Annotated in this window: 13 protein-coding genes; 5 read left to right on the plus strand and 8 right to left on the minus strand. The window is 41.9% G+C overall.

Annotation, left to right across the window (positions count from 1 at the left end; all coding sequences use genetic code 11):
- Positions 1 to 2: 2 nt before the first annotated feature.
- Entirely contained in the window at positions 3 to 482 is a 480-nt protein-coding gene (locus ACQP6D_RS09920) for a NuoB/complex I 20 kDa subunit family protein (protein WP_037407271.1), read from the minus strand.
- Positions 473 to 829, minus strand: coding sequence for an NADH-quinone oxidoreductase subunit A (locus ACQP6D_RS09925; protein ID WP_100090213.1), 357 nt, complete (start codon positions 827 to 829; stop codon positions 473 to 475). Before ACQP6D_RS09925 ends, ACQP6D_RS09920 begins: the two co-directional genes overlap by 10 nt.
- A gap of 475 nt (positions 830 to 1,304) precedes the next feature.
- On the opposite strand from ACQP6D_RS09925, the gene ACQP6D_RS09930 reads away from it, so the two are divergent.
- Entirely contained in the window at positions 1,305 to 1,571 is a 267-nt protein-coding gene (locus tag ACQP6D_RS09930; RefSeq protein WP_218965379.1) for a chorismate mutase, read from the plus strand.
- A gap of 43 nt (positions 1,572 to 1,614) precedes the next feature.
- Here the strand turns inward: ACQP6D_RS09930 and murJ are convergent, their stop codons facing one another.
- Positions 1,615 to 3,153, minus strand: coding sequence for a murein biosynthesis integral membrane protein MurJ (murJ, locus tag ACQP6D_RS09935; protein ID WP_267404473.1), 1,539 nt, complete (start codon positions 3,151 to 3,153; stop codon positions 1,615 to 1,617).
- A 236-nt stretch (positions 3,154 to 3,389) separates the two neighbouring features.
- On the opposite strand from murJ, the gene asd reads away from it, so the two are divergent.
- A complete protein-coding gene (asd, locus tag ACQP6D_RS09940) occupies positions 3,390 to 4,505 on the plus strand; it encodes an aspartate-semialdehyde dehydrogenase (protein WP_267392094.1) in 1,116 nt (371 codons plus the stop codon).
- A 198-nt stretch (positions 4,506 to 4,703) separates the two neighbouring features.
- Here the strand turns inward: asd and ACQP6D_RS09945 are convergent, their stop codons facing one another.
- Positions 4,704 to 6,092 carry an L-cystine transporter gene (locus ACQP6D_RS09945; protein ID WP_427858090.1) on the minus strand — a complete coding sequence of 463 codons (1,389 nt, stop codon included), beginning with the start codon at positions 6,090 to 6,092 and terminating at the stop codon, positions 4,704 to 4,706.
- A gap of 272 nt (positions 6,093 to 6,364) precedes the next feature.
- On the opposite strand from ACQP6D_RS09945, the gene thrB reads away from it, so the two are divergent.
- Positions 6,365 to 7,285: a homoserine kinase gene (gene thrB / locus ACQP6D_RS09950; protein ID WP_427858091.1), complete on the plus strand. Its 921-nt coding sequence runs from the start codon at positions 6,365 to 6,367 to the stop codon at positions 7,283 to 7,285.
- A gap of 705 nt (positions 7,286 to 7,990) precedes the next feature.
- Positions 7,991 to 10,372 carry a glucose/quinate/shikimate family membrane-bound PQQ-dependent dehydrogenase gene (locus ACQP6D_RS09955; RefSeq protein ID WP_427858092.1) on the plus strand — a complete coding sequence of 794 codons (2,382 nt, stop codon included), beginning with the start codon at positions 7,991 to 7,993 and terminating at the stop codon, positions 10,370 to 10,372.
- Positions 10,373 to 10,480: 108 nt separating this feature from the next.
- On the opposite strand, the gene leuS is transcribed toward ACQP6D_RS09955, so the two are convergent.
- The 4 genes from leuS to ACQP6D_RS09975 form a co-directional block, all read right to left on the minus strand.
- Positions 10,481 to 13,120, minus strand: a complete 2,640-nt coding sequence (gene leuS, locus ACQP6D_RS09960) for a leucine--tRNA ligase (protein ID WP_427858095.1) — start codon at positions 13,118 to 13,120, stop codon at positions 10,481 to 10,483.
- A gap of 344 nt (positions 13,121 to 13,464) precedes the next feature.
- A complete protein-coding gene (ptsP, locus tag ACQP6D_RS09965; RefSeq protein ID WP_427858093.1) occupies positions 13,465 to 15,222 on the minus strand; it encodes a phosphoenolpyruvate--protein phosphotransferase in 1,758 nt (585 codons plus the stop codon).
- Positions 15,222 to 15,491 (minus strand): HPr family phosphocarrier protein, encoded by a 270-nt coding sequence (locus ACQP6D_RS09970; protein WP_100141455.1) that lies wholly within the window; start codon positions 15,489 to 15,491, stop codon positions 15,222 to 15,224. The genes ptsP and ACQP6D_RS09970 overlap by 1 nt, the downstream gene beginning before the upstream one ends.
- 1 nt (position 15,492) lies before the next feature.
- Positions 15,493 to 15,897, minus strand: coding sequence for a PTS sugar transporter subunit IIA (locus ACQP6D_RS09975; protein WP_100141456.1), 405 nt, complete (start codon positions 15,895 to 15,897; stop codon positions 15,493 to 15,495).
- Between the two features lie 327 nt (positions 15,898 to 16,224).
- Here ACQP6D_RS09975 and ACQP6D_RS09980 point away from each other — a divergent pair.
- Positions 16,225 to 16,463, plus strand: a 239-nt coding sequence (locus ACQP6D_RS09980) for a tRNA (cytidine(34)-2'-O)-methyltransferase (RefSeq protein ID WP_427858094.1), incomplete at its 3' end; no start/stop codon positions are given.

The following is a 16,463-nucleotide window of genomic DNA, read 5'->3' on the forward strand; positions in this document are numbered from 1 at the left end:
TTTCAGACCCGCGCTATGGTAGCGGTACGCTTTATTTTCAGCTGCAATTGCAACAGACCATAAACCAGTGCTTCTGCTGTAGGCGGGCAGCCAGGTACATACACATCGACCGGCACAATACGGTCGCAGCCGCGCACTACCGAATAGGAATAATGGTAATAACCGCCACCATTGGCGCAGGAACCCATTGACAATACCCAGCGCGGCTCTGCCATCTGGTCATAAACTCGGCGCAAGGCAGGCGCCATTTTGTTACATAAGGTACCGGCCACAATCATAAGGTCAGACTGGCGCGGCGAGGGACGGAAAATAATGCCGAAGCGGTCTAGGTCATAACGGGCAGCACCGGCCTGCATCATCTCTACAGCACAACAGGCCAGCCCAAAAGTAGCCGGCCACAATGAACCGGTACGCACGTAGTTAAGTACGGTATCGGCAGTAGTTGTGACAAAACCTTTTTTTAAAACGCCTTCTATTCCCATTCCAGAGCGCCTTTTTTCCATTCATAAACAAAGCCGATAACCAGAATCAGCAAAAACACCATCATCGACCAGAAGCCATAGGCACCAAGCTCTTTAAACACCACGGCCCACGGCACCATAAAGGCCACTTCCAGATCAAAGAGGATGAATAAAATGGCCACCAGATAGTAGCGCACATCAAATTTCATACGTGCGTTTTCAAACGCTTCGAAACCGCACTCAAACGGTTCCTGCTTCATTTTATACGGGCGATTTGGTCCCAGTAACAGACCCAGAGAAATAAAAAGAACTCCGGCAGCAAAGCCAACCAGAACAAATATTAAGATGGGGAAATAATTCGCCAACATAATTGCGCCGACCTTATGCAAATATTGGTAAAATTGATGTATTGTAACTAATTTCGAACGTTATTAAAAGTACGTATTACATTAAACAGAAATAAAAAAATAATGTTTTCAATAATATAATGATAATTGTTATCATTAATATCTTCGAACAATTACTTGTTAATTTTCTATATTTTTTTCTGCTAAAGAAAACTGAATATCAATTATAAAATTTTTTATTAATCCCTGTTAGTTACAATTTTGCGCTATAAATATCACTTTTAGATAATTCTAATAACATAATTAAGAGGGTTGAGAGTACGCCCCACTGTTTAACTTGAATTAAATTCTTTTAATCGATATTTTTCATTTGTTAAGCTTAACGTTTTTAACTATACATAACATCTTTACTAGCCTAAAATATAATTTCTTGATAAATAAATAACTTACAAATATGCCATATACTCCACACCGTCTGCCAGATGATTGCAGCAATATGAATGAAATCCGTAGCGAAATTGATAACATTGATTATGCGATAATTCAGTTATTGTCCATCCGTTTCGGTTATGTCAAAGCAGCCAGTAAATTTAAAAAAAATACTGCCGATGTTCAAGCCAGTGAACGTTTTAAAAGCATGCTTGAAAAACGCCAGCACTGGGCAGAAGAGCAAGGTCTAAACGGAGAGGTAATCAAAACGCTGTACTCTGATTTGGTTAAATATTTTATTGCCGAAGAATTGAAAGAATTTGAACGCAAGTAATACGCTTACTTTACTCATCAAGAAGGCTAAAATATTGAGCTATTTATTCTGCTTCGGCACGCCGGAAATCACGTATCCGGAAACCCAATGCGAAAAGAGCACCGAAGTACAAGACAATTCCGGCCGCAATCAAGACACTTAGCTGACCTACTTTTATCAGTCCGCCACTATGCCAATTAAACGGCAAATAATGCTGCAAGAGCCACAGACCGCTTCCCATAATGATCAATGCCAGCACCAGCCGTACCAGAAAACGCATCCATCCTGCTGTGGGTGTATACAGTTTCTGCCGCCGTAAAAGAATATACAACAGCCCAGCATTGATACAGGCACCTAAGCTGATGGCCAGAGCCAGACCAACATGATGCAGTTTCCACACAAACAATAGATTCATTAACTGCGTCATACATAAGGTGAAAATCGCGATTTTGACTGGCGTTTTAATGTTTTGACGCGCATAAAAACCTGGTGCCAATACCTTTATCAAAATCAGGCCAATTAGACCAACAGAATAGGCCACCAATGCGCCTTGTGTCATCAGTGCATCATATTCATTGAACTCTCGGTACATAAACAGCGTCGCTACCAGTGGAAAGGACAAAACCGCCATACCCACAGCTGCCGGCAAAGTGAGTAGCATACATAGACGCAACCCCCAGTCGAGTAAAGCGGAAAAACTGGCAATGTCATTAGTAGCAGAGTGTTTAGACAGCGTGGGCAGTAGAATTGTTCCCAGTGCTACGCCTAGTACACCCGTTGGCAACTCCATTAGGCGATCGGCGTAATACATCCACGATACTGAACCTGATTGCAGATAGGAAGCAAAGATGGTGTTAATCACTAAAGATATCTGCGCCACTGATACACCAAGAATGGCCGGTGCCATTTGCTTTAAAACACGGTTTACGGCCTTGTCCCTAAGTTTTAGCTTAGGCATGGCCAGAAAACCCAGCCTAAATAAATATGGCAATTGATACAGCAGCTGCAACAATCCTCCTACAAATACTGCCCATGCCAGAGCCAGTACCGGCGGATGAAAATATGGTGCCAGCCATAAAGCAAATACAATAAAGGAGATATTCAAAAATGTGGGGGTAAAAGCCGGCACACTGAACTGATGATAGGTATTGAGTACGCTGCCAACCAGTGAGGACAACGAAATCAAAAATATATACGGGAATGTGATCCGCAATAGCTGGACAGAAAGTGCAAATTTATCGGCATCTTGTTGAAAACCAGGCGCAGAAATATAAATTACCACCGGCGCAGCCAGAATCCCGATGGCAGTCACGATTATTAGTACAAACGACAGCAATCCGGCCACATGCTGCACAAAAGCCCGCGTTGCTTCTGGTGAACGCGTCTCGCGGTACTCAGCCAGTATCGGCACAAAGGCCTGTGAAAATGCGCCTTCGGCAAAAATACGGCGCAACAGATTGGGGAGTTTAAACGCCACAAAAAATGCATCTGTTGCCATGCCCGCACCAAAGCTGCGGGCTATTATGGTGTCACGGATGAAACCTAGCACACGTGACAACATGGTCATGCTGCTGACTTTGGCCAGAGTACGCAGTAAATTCATCGATTGCACCAACTAAAAACAAAGGCGAAAGTGTACACCGGAATGGCTACCGATTCTATACGGCCAGAATTGAGCTCAAACGGATAGCACTAATCTGCCAAAACGTGCTATTCAGCATCAAATACAATTCAAACAAAAATTAACAGTTTACAAATAGTCACGAATATGGTTATAAGAGTGAACGACTTCTGGTAACAGAGATTTTGATTCATTTAAAGTGACTTAAGGAGCACCCGGTGAAAGTAGGTTTTGTTGGCTGGCGCGGCATGGTGGGTTCGGTATTGATGCAGCGCATGCAGGAAGAAAATGATTTTCAGAACATTGCTGATGCGTATTTTTTCACGACGTCGGCTGCAGGTGCGGCAGCGCCGGATTTTGGTCAGACAGCTAAAACTTTGCTGGACGCGCATAATCTGGAAGCTCTGGCACAAATGGATATTATTGTTACCTGCCAAGGTGGTGATTATACAAAAGCTGTGCATCAGCCATTGCGTGAACAAGGCTGGCAGGGTTTCTGGATTGATGCTGCCTCTACCCTGCGTATGAGTGATAAAGCCGTTATCGTACTTGACCCAGTCAACCGTGCTGTAATTGATACTGCATTATCTAGTGGAATCAAAGATTTTGTAGGTGGTAATTGTACAGTATCACTGATGTTGATGGCTCTTGGCGGTCTGTTTGAGCAAGATTTAGTAGAATGGGCTACCAGCATGACCTATCAGGCAGCTTCCGGAGCTGGTGCTCAAAATATGCGCGAGCTGATCAGTGCCATGGGTGCAATTGAATCACAGGTTAGTACTGAGCTGGCCGATCCGGCCAGTGCTATTCTGTCCATCGACCGCAAAGTAGCCGATTTTCTGCGCAGCGATGCTTATCCGCAGACACAATTTGGCGTACCGTTGGCCGGAAGCCTGATTCCTTGGATTGATGCCGATCTGGGTAATGGCCAGTCAAAGGAAGAGTGGAAAGGTGCCGTGGAAACCAATAAGATTTTAGGTCGTAGTACCCAACCACTGGTGATTGATGGATTGTGCGTACGTGTGGGTGCCATGCGCTGCCACAGTCAGGCACTAACTATAAAACTGAAACAGGATTTACCGGTCTCTGAAATTGAACATATTTTGGCGTCAGCTAATGACTGGGTAAAAGTCGTGCCGAATGAAAAAAATGCCTCCATGCACGAGCTGACACCTGCGGCTGTTACCGGCACATTAACTGTACCTGTCGGACGTATTCGCAAAATGGGTATGGGCGGTGATTACATTAGTGCATTTACCGTTGGCGACCAGCTTTTATGGGGTGCCGCAGAACCCATCCGGCGCATGTTGCAAATTGTTCTACACAGCAGATAAATATTCAGTAGCAAGTTGGATAATATTTACTTGTGCTGTATTCATAACAGGTTGATTTATATATAATTACCCTGTTTTTCTGAATGCATTCATAATCGCAATCTGTTCAGATCAATGCGAGAGCATCAATATAAATTCAGCCAGTCCGTATTAAAAGACTGGCTGAAATTCAACGTAGTTTTAGTTCACTCAAAACGATTATGGTGTAAGCTCATCATGTTCGCTACTATTTAGTATGGTTTGATCCGTTTGGTGTAGCCACTGGCTGGTTAAAGTACCGGCGGTCATGGCGCCACTAACATTCAATGCCGTGCGGCCCATATCAATTAAAGGTTCCACCGAAATTAGTAACGCAACTAGTGTAATCGGCAAGCCCATTGCCGGTAATACAATCAAAGCAGCAAAAGTCGCACCACCACCCACACCTGCTACCCCAACTGAGCTGATGGTTACTATTCCAACCAGAGAAGCTATCCACCAAGGGTCAAGCGGATTAATTCCTACTGTTGGTGCAACCATAGTAGCCAGCATGGCTGGATACAGGCCAGCACAGCCATTCTGCCCGATGGTTGCACCAAAAGAGGCAGCAAAACCAGCAATCGACTTTGGCACACCTAGGCGTTGTGTCTGTGCCTCGACATTTAGCGGAATAGAAGCAGCACTGGAGCGGCTGGTAAAGGCAAATGTCAGCACCGGCCAAACCTTCTGTATATATTTTCTTGGATTGATACCAGAAACCCCTAGCAACAAACCATGTACCATAAACATTAATGTCAATCCCAAATAAGACACCAGTACAAAAGCCCCAAGCTTGATGATATCTTGTAAATTGGAAGCGGCCACTACTTTTGTCATTAACGCCAGCACGCCATAGGGAGTTAATAACATGACGATCCGAACCAGCTTCATAATCCAACTTTGAAACGTATCTATAGCCAGCAATACCCTTTCACCTTTAGCGGCATCATCTTTCAAAAGTTTTAATGCCGCTATACCTAAAAATGCAGCAAAAATCACAACACTGATAATAGATGTTGGATTTGCTCCGGTTAAATCAGCAAAGGGATTTTTCGGAATAAATGAAAGAAGCAGTTGTGGTACGGTTAAATCGGCTACCTTTCCAACATAATTTGTTTGAATTGCAATATAACGTGCAGTTTCAGCCTCACCCTGAATCAAGCCGTTCGCAGTCAATCCAAACAAGCTGGTAAGAAGAGTTCCTATCAGGGCCGCAATAGCCGTAGTCAGCAACAATACACCTATTGTCATCAGGCTGATTTTGCCCAGCTGTGTGGCATTATGTAAACGCGCTACCGCACTCAGAATAGAAGCAAATACTAGCGGCATCACTACCATCTGTAAAAGCTGAACATAACCATTACCAATTACATTAATCCACTGCAATGATGCATCAACAGCTGGACTGGCTGTGCCGTATACAAGCTGTAGCCCCAGCCCGAATAAAACACCCAGAATCATACCCAGCAATACTTTTCTGGAAAGACTCCATCTGGCAGATTGCGTTCGACCAAGCACGCATAATAACAATGCGAACACTATCGTGTTCGCAAGCACAGATAAATTCATTTTATCCTCCTGAACCGGCAAACCTTCAGCCAGCGTTTAATACATAGTGCTTATCAAGGATACGTAAATCTTCTAAGCTTGTGAAATAGCCCTTATGCATTCATTTATTCCTTTTTATTATATGTTAAAAGCATAATAACCGCTGTATTAGTCCTGTTTAGCTGCCTGAATACAAGATTTTTTTGTTATCATGCACACGTTTTGCTGAAGTCACTCCTGTTTTCTGTTTCAGCTTTTAATAATGTCTATATCCTGTTTGATTGGTGATATCTATGTCTGTTTATACCAGTGTCAGCGATGATGAAATGCGCACTTTTCTGCGCGATTATCACTTGGGTCGATTTATTGGTTTACAAGGTATCGCTCAAGGGGTAACCAACAGTAATTACTTCGTTACCACCACACAGGGACGTTATGTATTAACAGTATTTGAAGCCATGACCCAAGCTGAACTGCCTTTTTTTCTGGATCTTACCCAGCATCTCAGTGCTCATGATGTTGCTTGTCCTGCTCCCATTGCCCGAATAGACGGCCGGTTGGATAGTACGCTTGCAAGCAAGCCAGCCTGTTTGGTTACTTGCTTGTCTGGCAAAGACACCAGCAGCCCTTCCGAACAGCAATGCTTCCATACAGGAGCCATGCTGGCGAAAATGCATTTGGCCGGAACTGAATTTCTACAAACAATGCCTAATCCACGCTACATAAGCTGGTGGCACGAAGCCAGCAATCGGCTGTTACCGTTTCTAAATGCAGAAGATAAGCATCTATTGCTAGAAGAAATTGCTTTTTTTGATAGTCATAATCGTGCGGATTTACCAGAAGGCATTATCCATGCCGATCTGTTCCGTGATAATGTTTTGTTGGACGGGGAGCAGGTAGCCGGATTTATTGATTTCTATTATGCATGTAATGGCAATTTCATGTACGACCTTGCTATTGCAGTAAACGATTGGGCTCGACGAGCAGACAATCATCTTGATCAGAATCTGCAACAAGCTTTTTTCCGTGGATATGAAAGCATACGAACACTAACCACTGATGAAAAAGATTATTTCCCGATTGCACAACGGGCAGCATGTATCCGTTTCTGGGTTTCACGCCTGCTTGATTATCATTTTCCGCAAGTTGGCGAAATCACCTTCATCAAGGATCCAAATGTATTCCGTGATTTATTGCTAAGCTTGCGCCAGTAATATATTTTATATGCCATCAGCAATAGAAAATATATTAATTTCAAACTTTTCAATAAAAGCAAAGAATATACGGAAGAATTTTTTATCTTAAGAAAAGTTCATTTATTAAATAATTTATCAATCTAATAATTTATCAGCTTATTTAAAAAATAATTAACCATTCAATTTTTTGATGCTTTTTATTCAAGGTTTATTCAAATGTTTTCTCATAGTTTTTTGTCTTAAAATAATTAATAGTGAATTAAGCCAACCAGATAGCTTCAGCATTAACCAACCATTTTTATCAAAAACTTTGAATTTTTTGAAATAATTATATTAACAAAACTACATCTATTCGTATCGAATCTGTGCGATGGCATCAGATAAAAACAAAATCAGGAATTTTCACATAAGAAAATATTATTGTTGCGCCCTAGCGATAATTAATACTACTGAAAGAATCTGTTCTGAATCATGATCAACCAAATTTTTGAAAAAAGAATTAACTTTTATACACCATCGTCAATAATATAATTTATTATCAATAAATCTGCTAAATTAGCTTTTGAATCCCTAAGACAATAATTTTTAGATAAATAGTATATAAAATCTTGAATATTAATTATTTAATATTCATAAAGATAGTCATTTGCATAATTATTATTGCTGACTATAATGACTTTTATTAACCATAAGAATTTTATTAAAACAACATACAGAGGCATAATGAACACACATAAATCAAAGCGTTCCGTCGCCAAAATCATCACATCGATCATATTATGGCTAGCTACTCTTTATTTGCTTATAGGAGGAATCTGGTTAATTAGTCTGGGCGGTTCTGCTTATTATGCAATCCTAGCAATCGCACTTGGTTTGTTCACCGTTCTATATCAGCGTAATTGCAGCAATAGCCTGTGGTGGTTCGCGATAATCCTCATTGCCACACTTGATTGGGGATTATCGGAATCCGGTACAGACTTTTGGGCATTGGCACCACGTTTTGACATTCTGTTTATACTAGGTCTGTGGCTACTGTTACCATGGCCAACACGCCAATTAACTACAAAACGCAGTGGCCAAGCCGCCATTGCCATTGGATTGATAGTTATTCTGGGTATCATGCTTTACAGCATTAATCATGACCCACAAGAAATCAACGGTACCATTTCGCGTGCCCAGCCAGCACCTGCAGTAGACCCAAATGGCGTAGCAGCAGAAGACTGGCCCGCCTATGGCCGTACACAAGGCGGCACACGCTATTCACCTTTAACTCAAATCAATACCAATAACGTTAATCAGCTTAAAGTAGCCTGGACCTACCACACCGGTGATTTCAAAACTAATAACGACTCAGCCGAAACAACTAATGAGCTGACACCAATTAAAATCGGTAACAAACTATTCATTTGTACACCACATCAGTTTCTGGATGCCCTCGATGCCACAACAGGTAAAAGGCTTTGGCGTTTTGATCCAAAGTTACGCAGCAATAAAACCTTTCAACATCTAACTTGCCGTGGTGTCAGCTATTACGACGCGACCAAAGCTAAGCAAAATGAAACCACTCCTTCTACTTTATGTCTACGAAAAGTCCTTTTGCCGGTTAATGATGGACGTTTAATTGCAGTTAATGCCGACAATGGACAAAAATGTCAGGACTTTGGCAATAACGGCGAAATCAACCTTCAAGCTAAAATGCCTTACGCATATTTAGGTGGCTACAATCCTACTTCACCGCCGGTAGTGACACCCAGCACTATTATCATTGGTGGGTCTGTTACTGATAATCTCTCCACAAAAGAGCCCTCTGGTGTCATCCGTGGTTATGATGCCAACAATGGCCATCTGAAATGGATATTTGATACTGGTGCACAAAATCCGAATGCCATGCCGGGTGAAAATACTACTTTTGTGCATAATTCTCCCAATGCTTGGGCACCTCTAGCCTATGACCAGCAAAGGAATATTGTTTATGTACCTACTGGGGTAGGTACACCAGATATCTGGGGAGGCAATCGAGATAAACTCAAAGAACGGTATGCTAATTCCATCGTGGCACTAAATGCCTCCACCGGAAAACTTATTTGGCATTTTCAGACCACTCATCACGATTTATGGGATATGGATGTGCCAGCTCAACCATCATTAATGGATGTAACACTACCTTCAGGAAAACGAGTACCAGCCATTTATATTTTGACTAAAACTGGTAATATTTTTGTGCTTAATCGTGAAACTGGACAACCCATTGTTCCCATTACCGAAAAATCAGTACCACAAACCTTAAAACGTGGCAATCCGACTAAAGGCGAGCACTATGCAGCAACTCAGCCATTCTCAGCACTAAGCCTGACTCCACAGGGCAAACTCACAGATAAGGATATGTGGGGTGCAACTATGTTCGATCAGCTTGTCTGCCGAATTCAATTTAAACGTCTAAATTATGATGGCATTTATACTCCACCTTCTGAAAATGGCACGCTCGTATTTCCCGGAAATCTAGGTGTGTTTGAATGGGGTGGTATATCTGTGAATCAAGATCGTCAGATTGCACTAATGAATCCGATTGGACTACCTTTCATTTCTCGCCTGATACCAACCAATCCAAACAGAGCACAGCAAGAACAAGGTGCAGGCACAGAAAACGGTATGCAACCCATGTATGGGGTACCTTATGGAGTAGAAATCAATCCTTTCCTATCTCCGATTGGCTTACCCTGCAAACAACCAGCCTGGGGATTTGTTAGCGGCGTAGATTTACAAACTAATAAAGTAGTCTGGAAAAAACGTATCGGAACGATACGCGATAGCCTACCGAAACTGTTTGAACTGCCTCCGATGAAAATCGGTGTACCAGGGCTTGGCGGTTCAATATCTACTGCAGGTAATGTAATGTTTGTCAGTGCCACACAAGATGATTATCTACGTGCCTTCGACACTAGTAATGGTCAATTATTATGGCAGGCACGCTTACCAGCAGGTGGTCAAGCAACACCTATGACCTATGCTGTTAATGGTAAACAATACATTGTACAAATGGCTGGCGGTCATGGTTCCTTTGGTACAAAAATGGGTGATACATTAATTGCCTATACCCTGCCATAAGTTTTAAAGAACACGGATAATCTGATTACTGACTGTTCATACTCAAATCAGACAAATATAAACAAAAAAGACATGTTAAAACATGTCTTTTTTTAGTCCTTACAAAATTCAGACGACGATATTAACCAAACGTTTTGGCACCACAATTACTTTTTTCGGCGTTCTTCCTTCAACAAAACGCTGTACAGATGGCTCAGCCAATGCCGCGGCCTGTGCTGCATCATTACTGATATCAGCTGCAACGGTAATCTGTCCGCGCAGCTTACCATTTACCTGCACCATTAAGGTTATTTCGTCTTGTACCAGTGCAGCTTCATCCACACGCGGCCATGCTGCTTCCCACAGCGTTTTCTGCGTAGACACCTCATTCCACAATATTTCACATACATGAGGCACAATCGGCCACAGCAGGCGCAACACGGATTCCAACACCTCTTGAGCTACTGTACGTCCTAGCTCTGAACTGCAATCGGTACGATCATATTGATTAAGCAGTTCCATCACTGCAGCAATAGCAGTATTGAACTGCTGGCGACGGCCATAGTCATCGGTTACCTTGGCTATCGTGGTGTGTAATTTTAGACGCAATGCTTTCAGTTCAGCGGACAACCCATCCTGACTACCTGAAAATGCCTTTACACTGGTACCTTGCTGCAAGTACTCATACACCGTACGCCATAAACGCCGTAGGAAGCGGTGTGCACCATCTACACCAGCATCAGACCATTCCAGCGATTGTTCTGGTGGTGCAGCAAACATCATAAACAAACGCGCTGTATCTGCTCCATAACGGTCGATCAGCTCTTGGGGATCGACACCGTTATTTTTAGATTTAGACATTTTCTCAATGCCGCCAATACAAACAGGTTTGCCATCTGCTTTTAAAGTTGCCTCCAGTGGTCTACCCTTATCATCACGCTTCAAGTCCACATCTTGTGGTGCAATCCATTCTTTACTACCATTCGCACCCTCACGGTAATAGGTTTCACAAACTACCATACCCTGAGTAAGCAGACGTTCAAATGGTTCATCTACATTTAACAACCCTTCATCACGCATTAATTTAGTAAAGAAGCGCGCATATAACAAGTGCAAAATTGCATGTTCAATCCCACCAATATACTGGTCAGCATTCAACCAGTAATTAGCAGCCTCTTTATCCACCATAGCCGTATCACATTGCGGTGAAGCATAGCGTATCGCATACCAGCTGGATTCAACAAACGTATCCATTGTATCGGTCTCGCGGCGAGCAGGCTTTCCACAGCACGGACAATTGGTTTCATAAAATTCCGGCATTCTGGTCAAAGGTGATCCAGCACCATCAGGGACAACATTTTCTGGTAATACTACAGGCAGCTGATCTTCCGGCACCGTAACATCACCACAATCATCACAATGAATAACCGGAATCGGACAGCCCCAGTAACGCTGGCGAGAAATACCCCAGTCGCGCAGACGGTATTGCGTTTTCGGTGCACCAGCATTTTTCGCCTGCAAAATTTCACCTATACGTTCAAACGCTGCCTGAAAATCTAAACCGTCCAATTCACCACTGTTAATACATTGCGTCTGCTCCTTACGACCATACCATTCCTGCCAAGCTTGCGTATTGAATTCATCATCAGCCTGAGTAGAAGCAATTACCTGCTTAATCGGCAAGCGATACTTAGTGGCAAATTCAAAATCACGCTCATCATGAGCCGGAACTGCCATCACAGCACCATCACCGTAACCCCATAGCACATAATTAGCTACCCACACCGGCAGTACATCACCGTTCAGAGGATTAACAGCAAACCGACCTGTCGGCATACCTTTCTTTTCCATCGTAGCCATATCAGCTTCTGCAACTGAACCAGCCTTACACTCAGCAATAAACTGCTGTAAATCTGGATTATCAATAGCTGCAGCAGTGGCTAGAGGATGTTCTGCTGCTACCGCAATGTAAGTTGCACCCATCAGCGTATCTGGACGTGTAGTGTAGACCTGCACATAGTCAGCATACTCACCGCTCAAACCGGCCTTACTGTCATCAGCTAGCGCAAACCGAACCTGCATACCACGCGACTTTCCAATCCAATTGCGCTGCATGGTTTTAACCTGCTCAGGCCAATGCTCCAGTGTATCCAGCCCATTAAGCAGCTCTTCAGCATAATCCGTAATTTTAAAGTAGTACATCGGGATTTCGCGTTTTTCCACAATCGCACCAGAACGCCAACCACGCCCATCTACTACTTGTTCATTAGCCAATACAGTCTGATCTACCGGATCCCAGTTAACCGTACCATTTTTCTTATAAATAATGCCTTTTTGAAACAAACGCACAAACAGCCATTGTTCCCAGCGATAATACTCTGGCGTACATGTCGCAATTTCTCGACCCCAGTCAATCGCAAAGCCCAGACTTTGCAACTGTTTTTTCATATAAGCAATATTGTCATACGTCCATTGTGCGGGCGCCACTTGATGCTTCATTGCTGCATTTTCAGCCGGCAAGCCAAATGCATCCCACCCCATCGGCTGCATAACATTAAAACCATTAAGCAGACGATAACGGCTCAATACATCACCAATTGTGTAGTTACGCACATGTCCCATATGTAACTTACCAGAAGGATAAGGGAACATCGACAGACAATAATATTTGGGTTTTGGACTAAAATCTTCAGCGTTAAATAAGCGGTATTCCTGCCAGCGTGCCTGCGCTGCGGGTTCAATTTTCTCAGGACAGTATTGTTCTTGCATCATGAATCATCAATTTATTGTATAAAAATAGACCGCTATTATAACAGCTTACTCCAGACACCAACTTGCAATTAATTACTTTAATAAGATAGTAGATTCCTTCAACTCTTCGATATTGAAAACATACTATGTAATCAATCAATTTAAATAATATATTCATATTGCATATATTTATCTAAAAAAAACCACCGATACCAAGGGAGAGAATATCGGTGGACAATTTGCGGGAAAACACTACTTACTCAATACTGACTGTCAGGCAACAACAATATTGATAAATAAATTATATTAATCCGAGCATTAAACGCAGTTAATCTATGCTAAGTCAAACAAAAGAATTTGTTTTATTCCACAGAATCAGCCAATTCATGTGAAGAATTAAATTTTTTAAGCAATTTTAATGCCTTATCTGGATCATCATTGCGCAGAATTTTCTGCACCTCATTTTCTAGCATTAACAAATCACTTTGAATAATCTGATTTTTTACAGCTAGAATGTTATTCGCATTCATCGAAAAACGACGTAACCCCATCGCCATAAGCAGACGCGTATACTGGGCATCTCCAGCCATTTCTCCGCAAATCGACACTGGTTTATTTAACCGCACAGCAGTACGAATAACATGTAATAGCAGCTTAAGCACTGCAGGATGACCAGGCTGATATAAATAACTAACGCTTTCATCATTACGATCAGCAGCCAATGTATACTGAATCAAATCATTGGTACCCACAGACACAAAATCAATCAGTTTCAGAATAGAATTCACAGTTAAAGCAGCTGATGGTATTTCTATCATCGCGCCAACCAGAATTTTTTCATCAAACTTTTGAAAACGGTCATTTAACTGCTGTTTAGCAGTATTCAGATGAGTTAAGCATTGTTGAATTTCAGTGACTGACGAAATCATTGGCCACATCATGCGTACAGGACCGAGAACAGCAGCTCTCATAATAGCCCTCATCTGAGTACGAAACATCACAGGTTCTGCCAAACATAATCGAATTCCAGTCAGACCTAGGGCTGGATTCATCGTATGACTGGGTCCAAACCAACGCGGATTTTTATCAACACCCAAATCAATAGTGCGTATAGTTAATGGTTTACCTTTCAGCCTTTTTACCACATCAGCATATTCTGTATATAGCTCTTCTTCTGTCGGTAATGCATCCCGATTCAGGTAAAAAAATTCACTGCGGTACAGCCCGATACCATCTACACCCAGATTATTTAATGATTTAATATCATTAACACTTTCAATATTGCCTAAAAGCTCTATATTGATGCCATCTAGAGTTGTTGCCGCCGTATTTTTTAGTTTATTTAATTGCCGTTTTAGACTACGAAATTCGCGTAATCGCCGACGATATTCTTTTAAAATAACATCATCAGGCGCAATAATGACCACGCCCATTGAACCGTCAACTATTATCAATTCATCTTCATTAATTAACTCACGAGCATATCCAAGCGCAATTACTGATGGAATATCCAGACTACGCCCCAAAATAGCTGTGTGACTAGTTGGACCACCTGCATCTGTAACAAAAGCAGCAATACGGCTGTCTTTAAAAAATACGGTATCTGCCGGTGATAAATCATGTGCAACCAGAATCGTATCTTCTTCAAAGTCCTCGGCTTCAGTTACAACTTCTGTAGATAGTCCAATCAGATTTTTAAAAATACGCTCAACCACCTGCAACATATCTTGTTTACGCGCGCGCAGATAATTATCTTCAATTGCATCAAACTGTTCAGCTAACTTATCTGTTTGTAACTTTAAAGCCCATTCAGCATTAATACACTTTTCTTTAATAATATCAACAGGCTCTCGAGACAGGCTGACATCTCCAAGCAGCATCAGATGCAAAGAAATAAACGCACCTAGTTCCGAAGGTGCATTTTGAGGAATATCGGTGCGTAGCTGTTCTAACTGACGGCGTGTCGTTTTAATAGCCTGCTCATAACGGGCAATTTCTGCTGGAATTTCTTCTATGGATAAATCGCGATGAGGAACATCGTCCATTCCACGTACGACTAAATGAGCCCGTCCAATAGCTACTCCGGTTCCTACTGCCACACCATGCAGCACTATACACATTATTCGTCTTCACCAAAATAATTGTTAATCAGTTCAACTAATGCCTGCATCGCCTGATTTTCATCTACTCCATCTGTTTCGAGCTCAATAACACTACCCTGCGCGGCAGCTAGCATCATCAGACCCATGATACTTTTACCATTCACTCGCCGGCTTTTCCGTGTTACCCACACTTCACACTGAAAACTACTGGCCACCTGAGTAAACCTATTCGAAGCTCGTGCATGCAAACCTAGCTTATTAACAATTTCAATTTCCTTTTTTATCATGTTAGGGCTCATCCTGATTAGATATAGTCATAATACCGGCGATAGCAGCTGCTTTAACATCATCAGCAAATTTATGCACATCTTCTGCTTTAGTAAAATTTTGCAGTGCTTTGATTAACATAGGAGCATTCAAACCAGTAAGTAGAATAACATCTTCTCGCTGAATCAGCCGGCGTACCAAATTGCATGGCGTAGCTCCAAATATATCTGTCAAAATCAGTACACCATGGCCATAATCCAAAGCGGCCAGTTTCTCTACCACCTCTTTATGTATATTTTCTATTAAATCGCTGCTACGTACCCCGATTAATGAAACTTTTTCAGGTACAGATCCAAAAATATGCTGAATTAACTGCATATTTGCCTGTCCCACAGTCTCATGGGTTACAATCATCAAACCTATCATCGTATAACCTATTACAATTACAGCTCCAAGTGTACCGAATATTTCTCATAAACGAAAAATAATTGCACATGCTATCGCTGCCCAGTAAAAATAAGCTAAAACTCAACTGAATATCATTTTTTCGAAAACTTATCATACTTGTCTTATAGCAGAAAGAGAAATATTGAAAGAAAAAGATTCAGGTTTTAAGCTTTATCCACAAGATGTGTATTTTAGTCAAAATTCTTAATATACAACTGATATCTATTTTCAATGAAAAATTCTTAAGTTCTTGAAATGCTCAGTTTTTAATAATTTATTTTTTAATAAATCTTTTGGTCAAAATTATTGTTAAGAATTTTTGTATCATACTTATTTTTAGATATTTATGATTTCAAATCAAATTATCTAATCGAGACGTACGGCACACGTAACTACACAGGATTTGACTACAGCAACAGCAAGCAAGCAATCTATTTCCTCTTCGGCCGCGAAACGACCGGCCTCCCCCAGGAGTTCGCACAGGCCAGAGCAGATCACTGCCTGCGTATCCCTCAGACTTCCCATATCCGCTCACTGAATCTATC

This window comes from Snodgrassella sp. CS2 (assembly GCF_050310315.1).
Taxonomy (GTDB): Bacteria; Pseudomonadota; Gammaproteobacteria; order Burkholderiales; family Neisseriaceae; genus Snodgrassella; species Snodgrassella alvi_E.

Excerpts from the sequence above, each read along its gene's own strand:
- leuS (WP_427858095.1), bottom strand. The coding sequence starts at position 13,120 with ATGCAAGAACAATACTGTCCTGAGAAAATTGAACCCGCAGCGCAGGCA.
- ACQP6D_RS09970 (WP_100141455.1), bottom strand. The coding sequence starts at position 15,491 with ATGATAAAAAAGGAAATTGAAATTGTTAATAAGCTAGGTTTGCATGCA.
- ACQP6D_RS09920 (WP_037407271.1), bottom strand. The coding sequence starts at position 482 with ATGGGAATAGAAGGCGTTTTAAAAAAAGGTTTTGTCACAACTACTGCC.
- ptsP (WP_427858093.1), bottom strand. The coding sequence starts at position 15,222 with ATGTGTATAGTGCTGCATGGTGTGGCAGTAGGAACCGGAGTAGCTATT.
- ACQP6D_RS09925 (WP_100090213.1), bottom strand. The coding sequence starts at position 829 with ATGTTGGCGAATTATTTCCCCATCTTAATATTTGTTCTGGTTGGCTTT.
- ACQP6D_RS09945 (WP_427858090.1), bottom strand. The coding sequence starts at position 6,092 with ATGAATTTATCTGTGCTTGCGAACACGATAGTGTTCGCATTGTTATTA.
- ACQP6D_RS09955 (WP_427858092.1), top strand. The coding sequence starts at position 7,991 with ATGAACACACATAAATCAAAGCGTTCCGTCGCCAAAATCATCACATCG.
- murJ (WP_267404473.1), bottom strand. The coding sequence starts at position 3,153 with ATGAATTTACTGCGTACTCTGGCCAAAGTCAGCAGCATGACCATGTTG.
- ACQP6D_RS09930 (WP_218965379.1), top strand. The coding sequence starts at position 1,305 with ATGAATGAAATCCGTAGCGAAATTGATAACATTGATTATGCGATAATT.
- thrB (WP_427858091.1), top strand. The coding sequence starts at position 6,365 with ATGTCTGTTTATACCAGTGTCAGCGATGATGAAATGCGCACTTTTCTG.
- ACQP6D_RS09975 (WP_100141456.1), bottom strand. The coding sequence starts at position 15,897 with ATGATAGGTTTGATGATTGTAACCCATGAGACTGTGGGACAGGCAAAT.